The sequence below is a fragment of the Hymenobacter sp. 102 genome (genome assembly GCF_049949205.1).
In the GTDB taxonomy this organism is placed as follows: Bacteria; Bacteroidota; Bacteroidia; order Cytophagales; family Hymenobacteraceae; genus Hymenobacter.
Genome location: NZ_CP188172.1, coordinates 3,972,530 through 3,988,931 on the forward strand (window position 1 = coordinate 3,972,530; position 16,402 = coordinate 3,988,931).

General features: G+C 60.9%; 12 protein-coding genes. 2 read left to right on the top strand and 10 right to left on the bottom strand.

The annotated features are described in order from the left end of the window. Nucleotides 1–42: 42 nt before the first annotated feature. From ACN19L_RS17130 to ACN19L_RS17145, 4 genes are all read right to left on the bottom strand, one after another. Complete coding sequence (locus ACN19L_RS17130; RefSeq protein ID WP_426490681.1) at nt 43–1,203, bottom strand: efflux RND transporter periplasmic adaptor subunit; 1,161 nt, start codon at nt 1,201–1,203, stop codon at nt 43–45. Between the two features lie 48 nt (nt 1,204–1,251). Beyond that, the gene (locus ACN19L_RS17135) at nt 1,252–2,508 is read right to left on the bottom strand and encodes a TolC family protein (RefSeq protein WP_426490682.1); all 1,257 of its coding nucleotides are present in this window, start codon (nt 2,506–2,508) and stop codon (nt 1,252–1,254) included. Between the two features lie 152 nt (nt 2,509–2,660). Beyond that, entirely contained in the window at nt 2,661–5,825 is a 3,165-nt protein-coding gene (locus ACN19L_RS17140) for an efflux RND transporter permease subunit (protein WP_426490683.1), read from the bottom strand. A 232-nt stretch (nt 5,826–6,057) separates the two neighbouring features. Then, the gene (locus tag ACN19L_RS17145) at nt 6,058–6,474 is read right to left on the bottom strand and encodes a hypothetical protein (RefSeq protein ID WP_426490684.1); all 417 of its coding nucleotides are present in this window, start codon (nt 6,472–6,474) and stop codon (nt 6,058–6,060) included. A 211-nt stretch (nt 6,475–6,685) separates the two neighbouring features. On the opposite strand from ACN19L_RS17145, the gene ACN19L_RS17150 reads away from it, so the two are divergent. Next, nucleotides 6,686–7,951: a zinc dependent phospholipase C family protein gene (locus ACN19L_RS17150; RefSeq protein WP_426490685.1), complete on the top strand. Its 1,266-nt coding sequence runs from the start codon at nt 6,686–6,688 to the stop codon at nt 7,949–7,951. Nucleotides 7,952–8,221: 270 nt separating this feature from the next. Here the strand turns inward: ACN19L_RS17150 and ACN19L_RS17155 are convergent, their stop codons facing one another. From ACN19L_RS17155 to ACN19L_RS17170, 4 genes are all read right to left on the bottom strand, one after another. Beyond that, on the bottom strand, nt 8,222–9,637 hold the full coding sequence (locus ACN19L_RS17155) for a TolC family protein (protein ID WP_426490686.1): 1,416 nt from the start codon (nt 9,635–9,637) through the stop codon (nt 8,222–8,224). A gap of 56 nt (nt 9,638–9,693) precedes the next feature. Further along, nucleotides 9,694–12,774 carry an efflux RND transporter permease subunit gene (locus ACN19L_RS17160; RefSeq protein WP_426490687.1) on the bottom strand — a complete coding sequence of 1,027 codons (3,081 nt, stop codon included), beginning with the start codon at nt 12,772–12,774 and terminating at the stop codon, nt 9,694–9,696. 85 nt (nt 12,775–12,859) lie between these two features. Next, nucleotides 12,860–13,225, bottom strand: a complete 366-nt coding sequence (locus ACN19L_RS17165; protein WP_426490688.1) for a four helix bundle protein — start codon at nt 13,223–13,225, stop codon at nt 12,860–12,862. A gap of 47 nt (nt 13,226–13,272) precedes the next feature. After that, a complete protein-coding gene (locus tag ACN19L_RS17170; RefSeq protein WP_426490689.1) occupies nt 13,273–14,439 on the bottom strand; it encodes an efflux RND transporter periplasmic adaptor subunit in 1,167 nt (388 codons plus the stop codon). A 256-nt stretch (nt 14,440–14,695) separates the two neighbouring features. Between ACN19L_RS17170 and ACN19L_RS17175 the strand changes: the two genes are divergently transcribed. Beyond that, nucleotides 14,696–15,052, top strand: a complete 357-nt coding sequence (locus ACN19L_RS17175; RefSeq protein WP_426490690.1) for an MGMT family protein — start codon at nt 14,696–14,698, stop codon at nt 15,050–15,052. A gap of 90 nt (nt 15,053–15,142) precedes the next feature. On the opposite strand, the gene ACN19L_RS17180 is transcribed toward ACN19L_RS17175, so the two are convergent. Together ACN19L_RS17180 and ACN19L_RS17185 are read right to left on the bottom strand one after the other, a co-directional pair. Then, nucleotides 15,143–15,568: a response regulator gene (locus ACN19L_RS17180; protein ID WP_426490691.1), complete on the bottom strand. Its 426-nt coding sequence runs from the start codon at nt 15,566–15,568 to the stop codon at nt 15,143–15,145. Then, nucleotides 15,565–16,377, bottom strand: coding sequence for a sensor histidine kinase (locus ACN19L_RS17185; RefSeq protein ID WP_426490692.1), 813 nt, complete (start codon nt 16,375–16,377; stop codon nt 15,565–15,567). The genes ACN19L_RS17180 and ACN19L_RS17185 overlap by 4 nt, the downstream gene beginning before the upstream one ends. Nucleotides 16,378–16,402 lie beyond the last annotated feature (25 nt).

Genomic DNA, 16,402 nt, shown 5'->3' on the forward strand with positions numbered 1-16,402 from the left:
ACTGCGTTCAGGGCGAGATGGGCCGGTGGGGTGACTGCCGGGCTACTCTTCTGCGTCCTGGCCCTTTTTCAGCTCAGCATCCAGAAAATACGCTCCCCGCTGTACCACGTGAGTGGAATCCGAGAGCGGTTCGAGCAGAAGCAGGGCAACGTCGCCATTTTCGATGGTTCCCGGTTTTACTTTGATGCGGCGGAACGTATCGGGGGCAGTTTGGGCAAAGATGTAGCTGAACTCTCCCGCCTGAATAATGGCCTCCTCGGGCAGGGTACGCTGCCGGGCTGCGCCGGTCTGGATGGCCGCGGCCACATACTGGCCCGGAATCAGGTCGTCGCGCTCCGGCTCCAGGTGGGCGTGTACGTTCACGGTGCGCTTTTCAGGGTCGAATGATTTCCCGACCAGATACACAGTGGCGGTCATGTCCGGGCTGCGGCGCTGACCAGGTAGCCGGAACACCACCTGCTGGCCCTTGCGCACCTGGTTTACGTCGCGCTCAAACACCTGCAGCTCCAAATGCATATGGCTGGGGTCCACCAGCTCCACCAATATATCCTGCGGATTTACGTACTGGCCGGGGTTGATGCGCACCATGGCTACGTTGCCGCTGATGGGGGCCGTAAGCGTAACGGAGGGCGAAATCCGGCCTTGATTCAAGCTGACGAGCGAAATTCCCAGCATGCGGAGCTGTCCGGCCGTAGCCTGCAGATTGGCCTGTTCCGAAGTGTAGTCACTCTGGGCTTGCTGCAGCTTGCGCTTGGCCCCCACGTCCTCGGCATCGAGGGTTTGCTGGCGCTTTAATTCCTGCTGCAAAAACGTAACGCGGGCCCGACTTTGCAGGTATTCCTGCTGCAGGCGCAGGTAATCGGGGTGACGCAGCACGGCCAGCACCGCCCCACGCTGCACCTGCTGGCCCGGCAGCACGGCCACGCTTTGCACGTAGCCACCCATTACCGCCGATACGGAGGCCCGGTTCTGGGGCGGCACATCCACCACGCCGTTGGCCTGCACATCGGAAGCCAGGTTTTTCCAGGTGAAACTGCCCAGCTCCAGGCCGGCCGCCTGCATCTGGGCAGCACTTACCCGTACTTCGTCGGGGGAGGTGGGCGGGGTGGGTGAGGCGGCAGCGGGGGCCTGCTTCTCCGGGGCTTGGTTTTGGCCACAACCGGCCAGCAGCGTCAGAATTATCAGAAAATGATACGCTCTCATAGGGTTCGTTCGTCGGGAGCCGGCCTGTGTTGCGGCCGGTAAAATCAATTATTGGGCGTCGGGGCTGGTGAGGGCCAGGAGTTGCAGGGCCAGCTCGTTGTAGCGGCTTACCTGGTCGAGATAGGCTGTGCGGATCTGCCAGGCTGGCTCGGTATTTACCACGTACTCTACGTATTCAATATCGCCGGCCCGGAAGCTCTTTTCGGCGGTATCCAGAATCAGGCGGGCCTGGGGCAAAGCGGTCTGCTCGTAGTACGTGAGGGAAGCGCGGGCCCGCTGCAGTTGGCGGCGCAGGCCAGCCAACTGGCCACCTAACTGGGTGGTGGCGTAGCGCAGCTGGGCTTCGGCGGCCTGTTCGCCAATACGGGCGGCCTGAATCCGGCCCTTTTGCACGCCGCCTAACAAGGGTACTGCCACCCCGGCCTGGGCTACGTGGAAGCCGGCTTCCCTATTGATAGTCTGATTAAAGTAACCCAGACGCACATCGGGCAGGCGGCGCAGCTGCTCTACCCGCGTCTGGCGGCGGCTCACTTCCACTTCCTGCTCCAGCAGGGCCAGGGTAGGGTTGGTACCGGTTGTCAGGCTGGCCGTATCGGCGGGCGTGAGAACCAGTACCGGCGTGGTCGAGGTGTCGATGAGGGCGAGGCCGGGCTGATTGAGCAGTACCGCCAGCTGCTGTTGCTGCACCTGTTGCTCGGTGCGTACCGTAGCCAGCCGGTTCTGCAGCTCCAGCCGCCGCGCCTCGGCCGATACCTGCTCCAGGCGGTTGGTTTCGCCGGTTTGGTAGCGGATGCGGGCCGCCCGGGCGGCTCGTTGGTAGAGGCTGTCCTGGCGGCGCAGCAAAGCGGCCCGGCGGTAGCTTAGTAGCAGCTCGTAGTAGCTGCTGCGAATGCGAAAGGCCAACTCCCGGCGCTGCTGCCGCACCCGCTGCTCGGCCGTGAGTACCTGGCCTTCCAGCAGACGGCGCTGAGCCCCGTACACGCCCGGCAAGGCTGATTGTTGCACCACGTTGAAGCTTTGGTCACGCAATGGGCCCGAAATCTGGCCTACCTGGAAGTCAAGCACGGTGCGGGGCACGTCGTAGCCGGTGCGGGCCAGGGCGCGCTGGCGCTCAATTTCCAGGCTGCCGGTTTGCACCAGCAGGCTTTGGCTGAGGCCGGTTTGCAGGGCCTGGTTTACTGTAAGAAGGCTGCCGGGCGTTACCATCGGAGCTGGGGCCGCCGCGGGCGGTGGCAGGGTGCGGGGCGTGGTCTGAGCCTGGGTAAAACAGGGGAGGGCCAGCAGAATGAACAAGAGGTGTCTCATGATTGAATGCTGAAATATGAGTTATGAGAGATGAATTGGCCTTCCGGCCGCCGACCATCATGCGCTGGTGCAAGGCACTGTTGCACTCGGCAGATATTGAGTTCTGAATCGGTCAGCAGCCTAATTCAGAACTCATCATTCAACTCTCAACTCTATTCTAACTCGTGGTTTTCCTTGATTTCGGCCAGCAGCTCGGGCGTGGGTTCGGTGGGGCTCGGCTCACCGTCTTTGGTGAAGAAGGTATAGAGCACCGGCAGCACCACCAGCGTGAGCAGGGTGGCCGAAATCAGCCCGCCGATAACCACCGTCGCCAGGGGCTTCTGCACCTCAGCGCCGCCGGAAGTGCTCAGGGCCATGGGCAGGAAGCCCAGCGAGGCCACGGCCGCCGTGAGCAGCACCGGCCGGAACCGCTCGTGGGTGGCTTTCAGCACCCGCTCCCGCACCGAGCTAATGCCGGCCAACGCCAGCTCGTTGATGCTGGCTACCAGCACGATGCCGTTAAGTACGGCCACCCCGAACAACGCAATAAAGCCCACGCCCGCCGAGATGCTGAACGGCATGCCGCGCAGCCACAGGGCCAGAATGCCGCCAATGGCCGCCAGCGGAATACCCGTGAAAATCAGCCCGGCCTGCTTCACCGAGCGGAAGGACAGGTAGAGCAGCACGAAAATCAGCAGCAGCGACACCGGCACGGCTACCGCCAGGCGGGCCTTGGCCTGTTGCAGATTTTCAAACTGGCCGCCGTACTTCAGGGTGTAACCCTCGGGCAGCTGCAAACTGGTGCTTAGCCTCTGCTGAATTTCCTGCACCAGGCTCTCCACGTCCCGGTTGCGCACGTTCACGCCGATGTTGATGCGGCGGCGGGCATCGTCGCGGGAAACCTGGGTGGGGGCGTTGCGGAAGTCCACTTCGGCTACTTCTTCCAGCGGTACTTTCTGGCCGCCGGGCACATCCACGTACAGCTGGCGCAAATCCTGCAGGCCGCGGCGGTTGGTGCTGTCCAGGCGCACTACCAGGTCGAAGCGCCGCTCGCCCTCGTACACCTGCCCGGCCACGTCACCGGCGAAGGAGGCGCGCAGCAGCGTGTTCAGGTCCTGCACGCGCAGGCCGTACTGGGCCATCTTCTGGCGGTTGTAGCGCACGCGCAGCTGGGGCAGGGCAGCAATCTGCTCCACCTTCAGGTCGCCCACGCCGGCCAGGGGCCGGATGAGGGTGGCGGCTTCGTTGGCCTTCTCGAACAGCAGGCCCAGGTCGTCGCCGTAAATCTTGATGCTGATGTCCGACTTCACGCCCGAAATCAACTCATTGAAGCGCATCTGGATGGGCTGCTGAAACTCTAGGTTGATGCCCGGAATGCCGGCCAGCGCGGCGCTCATCTGGTTGGCCAGCTCTTCCCGGGAGTGGGCTGAAGTCCAGTCCTGCTGGGGCTTGAGCACCACAATCTGGTCGGAATCCTCGAACGACATGGGGTCAGTGGGAATTTCGGAGGTGCCGATTTTGCCCACCACCTGCTCCACTTCCGGAAACTGCTTCAGCAGAATTTTCTGCACCTGGGTGGTGGTGGCAATACTTTGGGCCAGGGAGGAGCCCGGGGCCAGCGTCACGTTCACGGCAAAGTCGCCCTCGTCCAGCTGCGGAATAAACTCGCCGCCCATGCTGGCAAACACCACGCCCGCCAGTACCAGCAGCCCCACGGCCGCGCCGGCCACCACCCCACGCAGGCGCAGCGCCCCCCGAATGATGGGCGCGTAGCCGCGGTACAGAAATTTCATGATGCGGTCGGCCACCGTACCTTCCTCCTTGATATCCTTGCGCAGGGCCCAGGCCGACACGGCCGGCACGTAGGTGAGGCACAGGAGCATGGCCCCCACAATGGCGAAGCTCACCGTAAGGGCCATGGGCCGGAACATCTTGCCCTCGATGCCGGTGAGGGCCAGAATGGGCAGGTACACGATGAGGATGATGAGCTGCCCGAACAGCGCGGAGCGCATCATGCGGGTGGCGGCCGTTTCGGCTACCTGGTCCATGGTTTCGCTCTCGGCCTTGGCCCGGAAGTGCACCAGGTGGAAAATCATGGCTTCCACGATAATCACCGCCCCGTCCACAATCAGCCCGAAATCCAGCGCGCCCAAGCTCATCAGGTTGGCCGATACGCCAAAGGTGCGCATCAGGCCCAGGGCAAACAGCATGCACAGCGGAATCATGGAGGCCACCACCAGCCCGGCCCGCCAGTTACCCAGCAGCACCAGCAGTACCACCATCACAATGATGCCACCCTCAATCAGGTTTTGGGCGACGGTGTGAATGGCCGTATCTACCAGCTTGGTACGGTCCAGAAACGGCTGCACGTACACGCCTTGAGGCAGGGCCTGGTTGATTTCGGCCACGCGGGCCTTTACACCCTTGATGGTTTGCTCCGACGATGCGCCCTTGAGCATGAGCACGATGCCGCCCACGGTTTCGCCGCGGCCGTTGCGCGTCATGGCTCCGTAGCGCACCGAGTGACCGAAGCGCACCTCGGCCACGTCGCGCACCAGCAGCGGCACGCCGCCGCTTTGCTTTACCACGATGCTGCCCACATCCTGCAGGGAGTTGGCCCGGCCTTCGCCCCGGATGAAGTAGGCGTTACGGCCCCGCTCCAGGTAGCTGCCGCCGGTGTTGGCGTTGCTGGCCTCCAAAGCCGAGAACAGCTCGGGCATGGTTACGCCGCCAGCGTTGAGCCGCTCGGGATTCACACTCACCTCGTACTGGCGCACGTAGCCCCCGAAGCTGCTCACGTCCACCACGCCGGGTACGCCGGCCAGCTGCCGCTTCACCACCCAGTCCTGCAGCTCGCGCAGGCGGGCCAGGGAGTATTTCTGCTCGAAGCCGGGCTTCACGGCTAAGCTGTACTGGAAAATCTCACCCAGGCCGGTGGTGATGGGCGCCATTTCGGGACGGCCCAGCCCCGGGCCTAAATCGGCTTCGGCGGTACGGAGCTTTTCGGCCACCAGCTGGCGGGTTTGCAGCGTGGGTACATCGTCCTCGAACACCACAGTAATTACCGAGAGGCCGAAGCGGGACACGCTGCGCACCTCCGTTACGCCCGGAATGGTGCGCAGCGTAAGCTCCAGCGGAATGGTCAGCAGCTGTTCCACCTCCTGGGCAGCCAGGGCGGGGCTTTGGGTGAGTACCTGAACCTGGTTGTTGGTTACGTCGGGAATGGCATCCAGCGGGAGGGTAGTGGCCGAGTAGCCACCCCACGCCACCAGCGCCAGAAGCAGCAGCACCACAAACAGCTTGTTGCGGATGCTGCCCCGGATAATGCGGGCAAGCATAAAAAAGGGAGTTGCCGCCGGCTGAGAGGTAGTATTGAGTAGTAAGTATTGTATACTGAGTATGGCGTAACAGTAGCAACCCGGAAGCTGGACGATGCCATCCAGTCTGTACGGCTTACATCTGATACTCATTACTCAATACCAGCTACTCACTACTAACGGGAAGCCAGCGGAATGAGCGAAAAGACTACGGGAAGCGGCCGGACACACTGCGGCCGGGGGCTTCGGGTAGCTACGCTCGGGGCGGCTGCAGCAGCGGGTTGCTTACGCTGAAGGCGTAGAGCGGGCCGGGAGCCACGCGGTAGGCGGCGGCAGGCCAGGCCAGGGGGCGCGGGGGCAGCAGCACCCGGCCGATGGGCAGCACGAAGCTCACCATCATGCAGTCGTGGTGGTGCTGTTCCAGCGGAAGTTTGTGGTGGTCCTGGGCGTCGCGCCGGGAGTAGGGGTGGCGGCGGTGGTCAGCACCGTGGGGGCCGTAGTGCAGCGCCAGAAACGCCAGCGGCGACAGGTTGCCGCCCGCCAAGGCCCGGTGGTAGCGGTAATGCTGAGCCAGCTCCGGTAGCTTACTTAGTTCTGACAGGTCGTTCTGCGGCACCAAGCCGCTCACGAGCATCAGCATTCCCAGAAAGAAGGCTACCAGTTGCTTCACAGGAGCAAAGGTACGGCTCAGCCGCCAGGATGGGTACAGAAAAGTGCAGCAGCAAAGAAATTTGGAAGGTTTCTGAATTCAGAGGACGCTAAAAATGCAGGGAGTAGGACTTTTTTGCAGGCCACTATTCGCCCCAACAACCACCACGGTAGCCCCCCCCGTACTTTAGGGGCCCGCGGCCACCTTGTTGTTTCTGCCCGGACTTCTCCATATGTACAAATGGCTGCTTGCCCTGACTGTAGTGCTGGGGCTGACTATTCGCCCGGCTTCGGCTTACTCGGTGCTTACGCATCAGGCCAACGTAGATTCCAGCTGGCAGCGCTGCCTGGTGCCGCTGCTGCAGGCCCGTTACCCCGGCACCACCGAGGATCAGTTGCTGGAGGCTAAGAGCTACGCCTACGGGGGCTCCATTCTGCAGGACATGGGCTATTATCCGTTCGGCTCGGTGCTGTTCACCAACCTCACCCACTACGTTCGGTCCGGAGATTTTGTGCGTAACCTGCTCAACCAGGCTCACAACCGCAATGAGTACGCCTTTGCCCTGGGGGCGCTGGCCCACTACGCCGCCGACATCAACGGCCATCCGGAAGGTACTAACCGGGCCATGCCCACCGTGTATCCTGAGTTGAAAGCTAAGTTCGGCAACAGCATTACGTACGAAGAAGCCCCCATTCAGCACACCCAGCTGGAGTTTGCGTTTGATGTAGTGCAGGTGGCTGCGGGGCGCTACCGCACCGCCGATTACCAGCGCTACATTGGGTTTCAGGTAAGCAAACCGGTGCTGGAACGGGCGTTTCTGAAAACCTACGGGCTGGAGCTGGGCCAGGTAGTGTTCAACGTTGATCTGGCCATCAGCTCGTTCCGGTTTGCGGTGCGCAACCTTATTCCCATTGCCAGCCGGGCCGCCTGGCAAAGTCAGAAAAAGGATATCCGCCGGCTAAGCCCCCAGGCTCGTCGCCGTGAATACGTGTACAAGGAAAGTGAGCGGGAGTACCGTAAGCGGTACGGCACCGACTATGAACATCCGGGCACCGGTGCTCGGGTGCTGTCGTACTTTGTGCGGGTACTGCCCAAAATCGGCCCCCTCAAGCCGTTTGCCTTCAAGCTGCCTACGCCCGAAGCCCAGGAACTCTTCAAAGCCAGCTTCCGGACGGTAATGCGCAATTACTGTACGCTGCTGGAACAGGAACCCCGGGACAGCACGGCGGTATCTCCCCGCCTAGCTAATACTGACTTTGACACGGGCAGACCCACCAGACTGGGCGAATATTCCCTTACTGATGAAACCTACGGTGAGTGGCTGCGCAAGCTGGCGGACAAGAAGTTCGAGCACCTGACGGCCGCGCAGCAGCAGCACATCCTGGCATTCTTCAGCTCACCCATTCAGGAGCCTATGGGCGAGGAGGAAAAGGAAAAAGACAAGCGGAAGGAAACCCTGGCTGCCCTGCAGCAGCTGCGCACGCTGAAACCGGAATAGCGCGTTGCATACCAAAACCTGCCCTAAGCCGTTGGCCCCGCTTGCTGCATACTTCAGGAGACGGTACCAGCGGCTTTTACGCTCCTCACCCAAGCGTACAGCTTGGGCCTGTTGCACCCGCAGTGAAAGGAGGCCAGTAGTGCCGATAAGCACGAAGTATCCGATAATTGGATGAGTGTACCAGGATATACACGCGCTGCCTGGCTTTTGCTGAAGGAAGTGAAGAAGTTAGGCAGCAACGGTCATCGTGCAGGGCGGAAAGCTAACGACCTAGTTGGCCCCCTGCACCAGCCCACTGCTGAGGCGGCGGAGCACAATTTCGGCCTGCTTGGCCTGGTAGCGGATATCGAGCAGGCGTACTTCCGCATCCAGTTGGGTGCGCTGGGCCACGCGCAGGTCCAGGGGCGTGAGCAGGCCCAGGCGGTAGCGCTCCAGGGCAATGGCCACGTTTTCGCGGGCCAGCAGGATGTTGGATTCTTCCAGCTCCAGCAGCTGTAAGCGGTTCTGGTACTGGGCCCAGGCCTGCTCAGCTTCGGCATCCAGCTGCAGCTGAGTCTGGTCGAGCTGCAGCTGGCTCTGCTCCTCGGCTATGCGCGCATTCTGCTCCAGACGGTTGCGGTTAAACCCGTCGAAGATGGGCACCGAGGCCACCACGCCGTAGTTAAGCCCATACGTTCGACCAGTGTTGGTAACCAGCTGATTGCCGAAAAAGGCGGCTCCATTGATGTTGCGGTTTAGCCCATAACCCGAAGTCAGGCCGATTTGCGGAAAACGGGAAGCGCGTACCAGCTTCCGGTCGTAAGTGGCTACTTCGATGGTAGTGCGGGCCTGCTGCAGGCGGGGGTTGTTCTGCCGGATCTGGGCCAGCACTGCATCCCGGTTCAGGTCCTGGGCCACCACAATGGAGTCCTGAGGCTGAAAATTGAGGTTAGGGTTGCGGCCCAACAAATTGTTGAGGTTGATTTTGGCGGTTTGTAACGCCTCCTGTTGCTGAATCAGGATGGAGCGGTCGGCATTGTAATCCACGCGGGCGGTTAGCACTTCCACCTTGGCTGCCACGCCCACATCTACCCGGGCCTGGGTCAAATCAATGCGCGCCTGCCCGATCTTCAACGCTTCTTCAATTGACTTGATTTTGCCCGATTCGCGCACTACCACAAAGTAGGCATCGGTAATGTTGGCTACCGTTTCCTCCACGGTGGCCCGCGTCAGTTGCTGCTGGCTTTGCTCCAGGGCCTGCAGCCGGTCGTAGGCAATGAACATTCCGAGCCCATCGAAAATCGTCCAGGTGGCGGCCACATTGGCGTTGAGAAGGTTGGACTTAGCGCCGTTGGCAATGCTGGGCTCGGGCCGGCTCGAGGACTCCTGCCGCACGTTGTTGCGGTTGAACGTGCGCGTGAAATTGCCGTTTACCACCGGCAGCTGCCCGGCGTTGCCGCGGGTCACGTTGTTTTCGGCAATGCGCGCATCCTGCCGGGAAAGGCGAATGTTGTAGTTGTTTTCAATACCCGTTCGGATGGCCTCCGCCAGCGTGAGCGGTGGGGCCGGGGCTACCGTTTCGGGTTTTTCTGTCTGGGGCTTGCTCTGGGGCTGCGTGGCCGGCGTACGGGTCGGCAATACCGGTCGTTGGGCCAGCAGGGGTAGGGGAGAAACCAGCAGCAGAGCGAAAAGAAAGAAACGAGACATGGGGGAAATCAACTGCAAAACGGGACGTGGCGAATGAGAGCAGCACGGGGCGGCTCTTAAGCGGCAACGGCTTTTTCTTCGGCTTCGGCGTGCTTGTGTTTCTTAGCCGTAGCGAAATACGAATACATGACCGGCACCACGTACAGGGTAAGTGCCGTAGCAAAGAACAGGCCGCCTACCACGCCAATGCCCATGGCCCGCCGGCTGAGCGCGCCCGCGCCGGTAGCTACCGCAATGGGCAGAATGCCCAGAATGGCGCAGAGGGAGGTCATCAGAATGGGGCGGAAACGGGCGGTGGCGCCCTCAATCAGGCCGGTCATGTAGTCCTTGCCGTTTTCCACCTGCTGGTTGGCAAATTCCACGATGAGGATACCGTTTTTGGTCACCAGCCCCACCAGCATGATAATGCCGATCTGGGAGAACAGGTTGAGCGTCTGGTTGAAGTACCACAGGCTGAGCAGCGCGCCCGACAGGGCCAGCGGCACCGTTACCATGATAATCACCGGGTCGCGGAAGCTCTCGAACTGAGCGGCCAGCACCAGGTAAATCAGCACCAGGGCCAGCCCGAAGGCAAACACGAGGCTGCTGGAGCTTTCCTGGAAGTCGCGGGAGGAGCCGGCCAGCTCGGTGCTGAAGGTGTCGTCGAGCTGCTTGTCGGCAATGGCCTGCATGGCGGCAATACCGTCGCCGAGGGTGCGGCCGGGGGCCAGGGAGGCCGAGAAGGTGGCCGAGTTGTAGCGGTTGAAGCGGTAGAGCTGGGGCGGGGTGCTGCTCTCCACCAGCCGGATCACGTTATCCAGCTGAATCAGCTCCCCATCGGCGTTTTTCACTGACAGCAGCCGCACGTCCAGCGGCTGGCTCCGGTCTTCGCGGGCCACCTGGCCGATAATCTGGTACTGCTTGCCTTCCCGGATAAAGTAGCCGTAGCGCTGCCCGCTCAGGCCCGACTGCAGCGTCTGGCTGATGCTCTGCACCGATACGCCCAGGCTCTGGGCCTTTTCCCGGTCGATGTTTACGCGCAGCTCGGGCTTGTTGAACTTCAGGTTCACGTCCACGAACTGGAAGGTGGGGTCCTGGCGGGCCGCATCCAGGAACTTGGGCACGGCCGTGCGTAGCTTGTCGAAGTCCTGGGTCTGGATAACGAACTGCACCGGCAGGCCGCCGCCCCCGCCACCAATACTCTGGTCCTGGCTCACGGAGGTGCGGGCGGCCGAGAGCTTTTTCACCCCGGCGCTGAGCTTATCGGCAATGGCGGGCTGGGGCAGGGGGCGCTTGTCGGCCTCCAGCAGCAGCACCCGGGCCGTACCCGAGTTAGAGCCACCCCCGAAGCCCGGCGACGTTACAGCAAACACGCTGCTCAGATTCTGCTTCCCAGCCGAGTCCATGGCCATTTGGGTGAGCTGGGTCATGTAGGCATCCATAAACTCAAACGAGGCACCTTCGGGGCCAGTGGCATTCAGGTTGATGCGGCTGCGGTCCTCCACCGGAGCCAGCTCCGAGGGCAGGGCCTTCATGAAATACCAAATGCCCACGCCCGTGCCCGCCACCACCAGCCAGGCCAGCCAGCGGTTGCGCAGGAAGGTTTCGAGACTCTCCTTATAGCCCCCAATCATCTTCTCGAAGAAGGGCTCGGTTTTGCGGTAGAACCAGTTGTGCTTTTCCTCCCGCTTGAGCAGCACCGAGCACATCATGGGCGTGAGCGTGAGCGACACAAACGCCGAAATCAGCACCGAGCCGGCCACCACAATGCCAAACTCGCGGAACAGGCGGCCCGTGATGCCCGTGAGGAACACCACCGGCAGAAACACCGCCGCCAGCACGATGGTGGTACTCACAACGGCCATCAGAATTTCCTCAGAGCCCTTGATGGCGGCCGTTTTGGGGTCTTCGCCCTCCTCAATGCGGGAGTAGATGTTTTCCAGCACCACAATGGCGTCGTCCACTACCAGGCCAATGGCCAGCACCACGGCCAGCAGCGTAAGCACGTTGATGGAGAAATTCATCAGGTACATCACGAAGAAAATGCCCACCAACGACACCGGAATGGCCACCACCGGAATGATAGTGGAGCGCCAGTCGCGCAGGAACAGGAAGATAATTACTACCACCAGCACGAAGGCCTCGATGATGGTGTGCTCCACCTCGTTGATGGATTTGCGGATGAACACCGAGTTATCGAAGCCCGGCTTGAGCACCAGGTCCTTGGGCAAATCCTTGCCGTAGAGTTCGATGCGCTTGTTGAACTCATCGGCAATGTCAATCTGGTTGGAGCCCGGCTGCGGAATAACGGCTAGGCCCACCATCGGCACGCCGTTCACTTTGAAGATGGTCTGGTCGTTTTCGGGGTAGAGCTCGGCGTAGCCAATATCGGACAGGCGCACCAGCGAGGATTCGTCCTTGCGGATAATCAGGTTGTTGAAGTCTTCCACCGAGCTCAGGCGGCCCATGGTGCGCAGCGTGAGCTGGGTGGCCTGGCCCTGCACCGCGCCACTGGGCAGCTCCACGTTTTCGCGGGTGAGGGCCTGCTGCACATCCACGGGGCTTACCCGCAAAGCCGAGAGCTTCACCGGGTCCAGCCACAGGCGCATGGAGTACTTTCGCTCCCCGTACACCCGCACCTCCGATACGCCCGGAATCGTCTGGAGGCGCTCTTTCAGGGTGTTGTTGGCGTAGTCGGTCAGCTCCAGCAGGTTACGCTGGCTGGAACTGAGGTAGGTCATGACAATGGGCTGAGAGTCGGCGTTGGCCTTGCTCACCACCGGCGGGTCAATATCCCGGGGCAGGCGGCCCTGCGCCCCCGAAACCTTGTCGCGCACGTCGTTAGCGGCGGTTTCCAGGTCGGCGTCGAGGTCAAACTCCACCGTAATCTGGGTGCGCCCGTCGCGGGAGTTGGAGGTCAGGTTCTTGATGCCCTGAATGCCGTTGAGGGCTTCTTCCAGCGGCTCGGTCACCTGGCCCTGCATCACGTCGGCCGAGGCTCCGGTGTAGCTGGCCGATACGGTAATGATGGGTGGGTCCACGCTCGGGTACTCCCGCACGCTCAGGTAGCGGAAGCCGATGACCCCGAAAATCACAATCACCAGGCTCATCACAATGGCGAGCACCGGGCGGTTGATACTAGTGGAGGAAAGACTCATGACTTCGTCAATTAGGAATTAGTAATTAGGAGTTAATAATTGATGAATGTCTGATAATGAATAAATTAGAATTATTAATTACTAATTAATAATTGGTGGGGGTTTCCCGGGATGAGCGGATTATAGCAGTCAGTATTTTCAATATTTCCTCGCAATCATCAAGTAAAGAAGTCGCTTGTGGCTGGGCTAGGTAATCGGTGTCACGCAAAAGACGAAGCCAGTAGTGCGTCTCCCGGGCTTCCCTGTAAGCAATGCCGGCCTTCATCACAAAATCCTTGCGCGACAGCCCGCCGACAGCTTCTTCCATATTCGCCCCAATGGAAGTACCGCTCCGCCGAATCTGGTCAGCCAACTGAAAAGCGTGCTTTTCCTGAATCAGGTACTGGCTTAGTCTGACAATGCGAACCGCAAAAGCATAAGTCTTTTGTAGAATAACGTTGTCTTCCTTCATGGCAGCAGGAGCAGTAGAAAGAATTATTAATTACTAATTCTCAATTACTAATTAACCCGCACCGCATCGCCCGGCTTCACCTGCAGAATGCCGGTCCGAATCACGGAGTCGCCCACGGCCAGGCCATCGGTAATCTGGATGAGGCGGTCGGAGCGCACCCCGATTTTTACCTTTTTCGGCACCATTTTGCCCTGTTGCACGGTGTACACGCTGTAACCGCTGGCTTCCGGAATCACCGCCTCAGTAGGCACCTGCAAAGCGTCGGAAGTCTGGCCGAGCTGTAGGTTCACCTTCACGAAAGCGCCGGGGCGCAGCTCATTGTTGGTATTGGCGTAGCGGGCCCGTACGGTCTGGGTGCGGCTCACGGGATCAATCTGCGGGTCGAGGGCGTACACTTTGGCTTCATACTTCTTGTTGGAAGCCTCGTCGGTGATGGTGATGGGGTCGCCGGTGCGGACTAGGCTGGAAAAGCGGCTGGGCACCGTGAAGTTGATTTTTACCGGCTTCACCTTGGAAAGCGTGGTAATTTCGGCCCCGGGGCTCACGTAGGTGCCTACCGTGGCGGTGGTCAGGCCCAGCACGCCGGCAAACGGCGCCCGTACGTACGCCTTGGCCAAAGAAGCCCGCAACGACTGCAGGTCGGCCTGGGCCGTGAGGAGTTGGTTATTGGCCTGCTCGTACTCCTGGGCACTGATGTATTCCTTATCCAGCAGGGTGCGCTGGCGCTTCTCCTGGTCGCGGAACAGCTTGATGTTGTATTCCTGCTTTTTCAGGGCCGCCTGTATCTCGTCGGCGTTGATGCTCAGCAGCAGCTGGCCTTTGCTTACCGGCTGACCTTCCCGGATGTTGAGGCTGGTAATCTTGCCCGAAATTTCGCTTTTGATTACCACCGATTCTTCGGCCAGAATGGAGCCCGTGGCGGCTACCTCATCGGCCAGGCTGGTAGCCTTCACCACGTACACCTGCACCGGCAGCTTCTGGCCGCCGCCCTTGCCTGCTGGTCCGCCCCCAGAGCCGCCTTTGCCGCTACCGGCCGCCCCCTTCCCACCACCGCCCCCTTTGGCATCGGGGCTTTGGGAGGGGAAGTATTTTATCTTGATAAACGCCAGCGCACCCACCACGGCCAGCGCCACCAGCAGCCAGAGGATGCGACGACCGGCACTGCCGGAGCGGGTTTCGATTAGATCGGGGGTAGGATGTTCCTGGGTTTGCATGGAGGTACTTCGGAATGAATCCCACTCAGGTACAATGAAATGGGAGCAACTGCCACAACGCGAACCAGCGGGTTTTGGTTGACGCCGGGGCCAGACGGGAATAATGGGGGTAAGACACCAAAAACGCCGCCGGGTTGCGCCGGGGCGGGAAAGATGAGATGGTGAGTTTATTATTTCCTCTGCGCTACTTGCGCCGGTAAGCCTGACCTAGTATCAGACTCTTCCCTTCCCTACTTCACTAAATTTACCTACTGCCGTGTCCATTCCCCACAACCCCACCGAAGCGCACCGCAATTTTTTCCAGGACGTGCACGAGGTAGTACGGCTGGTGCCTGCGGGGCGCGTGACTACCTACGGGGCTATTGCCCACTATCTCGGGGCCCGGCACGGGGCCCGCATGGTAGGGTGGGCCATGATGGCTGCCCACACCGCCAGCGAATACGTACCGGCCCACCGTGTTATCAACCGCAATGGCCTGCTCACTGGCAAGCAGCATTTTGCTACCCCCACGGCCATGCAGGAAGCCCTCGAAGCTGAGGGCGTATCAGTGCTGGATGATCAGGTACAGGAATTCAAAACCCGTTTCTGGGACCCCGGCACTGAACTAGGGTAGAAGCTTCATGGGACTTCAGCCGACAGAGTAGTTCCGAAAATTGGCGGTTTTTTGGCCACCGGCTAAAAGCTGCGCCGAGGCCAGGGCCGGTTAGAACGAGGCCGTAAGGATAGCCCGGGAGTTGCCTGAGCCGGGGCCGGTATCAATGGCACTCTGAATAGCCCCCAGCACTTCTTCGGGACTGGCGTTCTTGAGCAAGTAGCCGTGAGCACCCTCGGCCCGCAGCGACTCAATCAGCTCCGGCTCATCGTGCATGGAGATAATGATAGAGCGCACCTGCGGATACTGGGCCCGCAGCAACCGCACAGTCTGCAGGCCGTCGAGCACGGGCATCTGCAGATCCATCAGAATCACATCCGGAATAGTGCCCTGATCCAGGCGCTCCAGCAGTTCCTGGCCGTCACCGGCTTCGAATATTACTTCCATGCCCGGAAACCCACTGATGAGAGCCCGCAAGCCCTTTCGGAACAAAATGTGGTCGTCGACGACGGCCAGACGGATGGCGGGTACACTCATGACAGGGAGAGGCTAGGTGCTTGATCAGTAACAAGGTACGGTAGGGGCAGTGAAATCCAAACCTGGGTGCCCTGCCCGGGGGCCGACTCATGCCGCAGCGTACCGCGCAGTACGCCCACGCGGCTGCGCAGGTTGGTGAGGCCCAAGCCCGTACGGGTGCCCGGCAGCGGCGGCTGGTCAGAAACGGTTGGGTCGAAGCCCACGCCGTTGTCGGAGTAGCGCAATGCCAGGGAGGTGGCCCCGTATTCCACCGTAATCTGAATCTGGCTGGCGTGGGCGTGGCGCAGGCCATTACCCAGCAGTTCCTGCACTACCCGAAACACAATCAGCTCGTGCTTGGGCTCTAGGCGGCGCGGGGCACCAAGCTGTTCTACCGTTACGTGGGTAGGCCCATCGGCGGGCATGGTGCGGGCCAGCGCCTCCAGGGCGAAGGACAGGCCGAACTTCTGCAACGCTGCCGGCAGCAGGTTACGCGAGATGCGCCGTACCTCATTGATGGCCTGATCCAGCAGGAGGGTGGCTTCTTCAGTAAGGTCGGGTTGGTTGAGGGTATTCAGGTGCAGCTTCACAATGGCCAGGGTAGTACCCACGCCATCGTGCAGGTCGGCGGCAATGCGGCGGCGTTCCTCTTCCTGGGCCAGCAAGGCAGCTTCGAGAGCCTGTTGCTGGGCATCTTCCTGCATCTGACGTACTTCGTGCTGCTGCTGAATCAGCCGTCGCTGGTAGCGCACCACGAAGCCCACGATGCCCAGAGCCAGCAAAAGCAGGATGGGCGTCACCAGAACTAAGGGCAAAATTGCGTCGGGCATTGAAGAAAAGCAGGCAGCTGCATAA

Coding starts and splice junctions, on each gene's coding strand:
- ACN19L_RS17130 (WP_426490681.1), bottom strand. CDS start 1,203: ATGAGAGCGTATCATTTTCTGATAATTCTGACGCTGCTGGCCGGTTGT.
- ACN19L_RS17135 (WP_426490682.1), bottom strand. CDS start 2,508: ATGAGACACCTCTTGTTCATTCTGCTGGCCCTCCCCTGTTTTACCCAG.
- ACN19L_RS17140 (WP_426490683.1), bottom strand. CDS start 5,825: ATGCTTGCCCGCATTATCCGGGGCAGCATCCGCAACAAGCTGTTTGTG.
- ACN19L_RS17150 (WP_426490685.1), top strand. CDS start 6,686: ATGTACAAATGGCTGCTTGCCCTGACTGTAGTGCTGGGGCTGACTATT.
- ACN19L_RS17155 (WP_426490686.1), bottom strand. CDS start 9,637: ATGTCTCGTTTCTTTCTTTTCGCTCTGCTGCTGGTTTCTCCCCTACCC.
- ACN19L_RS17160 (WP_426490687.1), bottom strand. CDS start 12,774: ATGAGTCTTTCCTCCACTAGTATCAACCGCCCGGTGCTCGCCATTGTG.
- ACN19L_RS17165 (WP_426490688.1), bottom strand. CDS start 13,225: ATGAAGGAAGACAACGTTATTCTACAAAAGACTTATGCTTTTGCGGTT.
- ACN19L_RS17170 (WP_426490689.1), bottom strand. CDS start 14,439: ATGCAAACCCAGGAACATCCTACCCCCGATCTAATCGAAACCCGCTCC.
- ACN19L_RS17180 (WP_426490691.1), bottom strand. CDS start 15,568: ATGAGTGTACCCGCCATCCGTCTGGCCGTCGTCGACGACCACATTTTG.
- ACN19L_RS17185 (WP_426490692.1), bottom strand. CDS start 16,377: ATGCCCGACGCAATTTTGCCCTTAGTTCTGGTGACGCCCATCCTGCTT.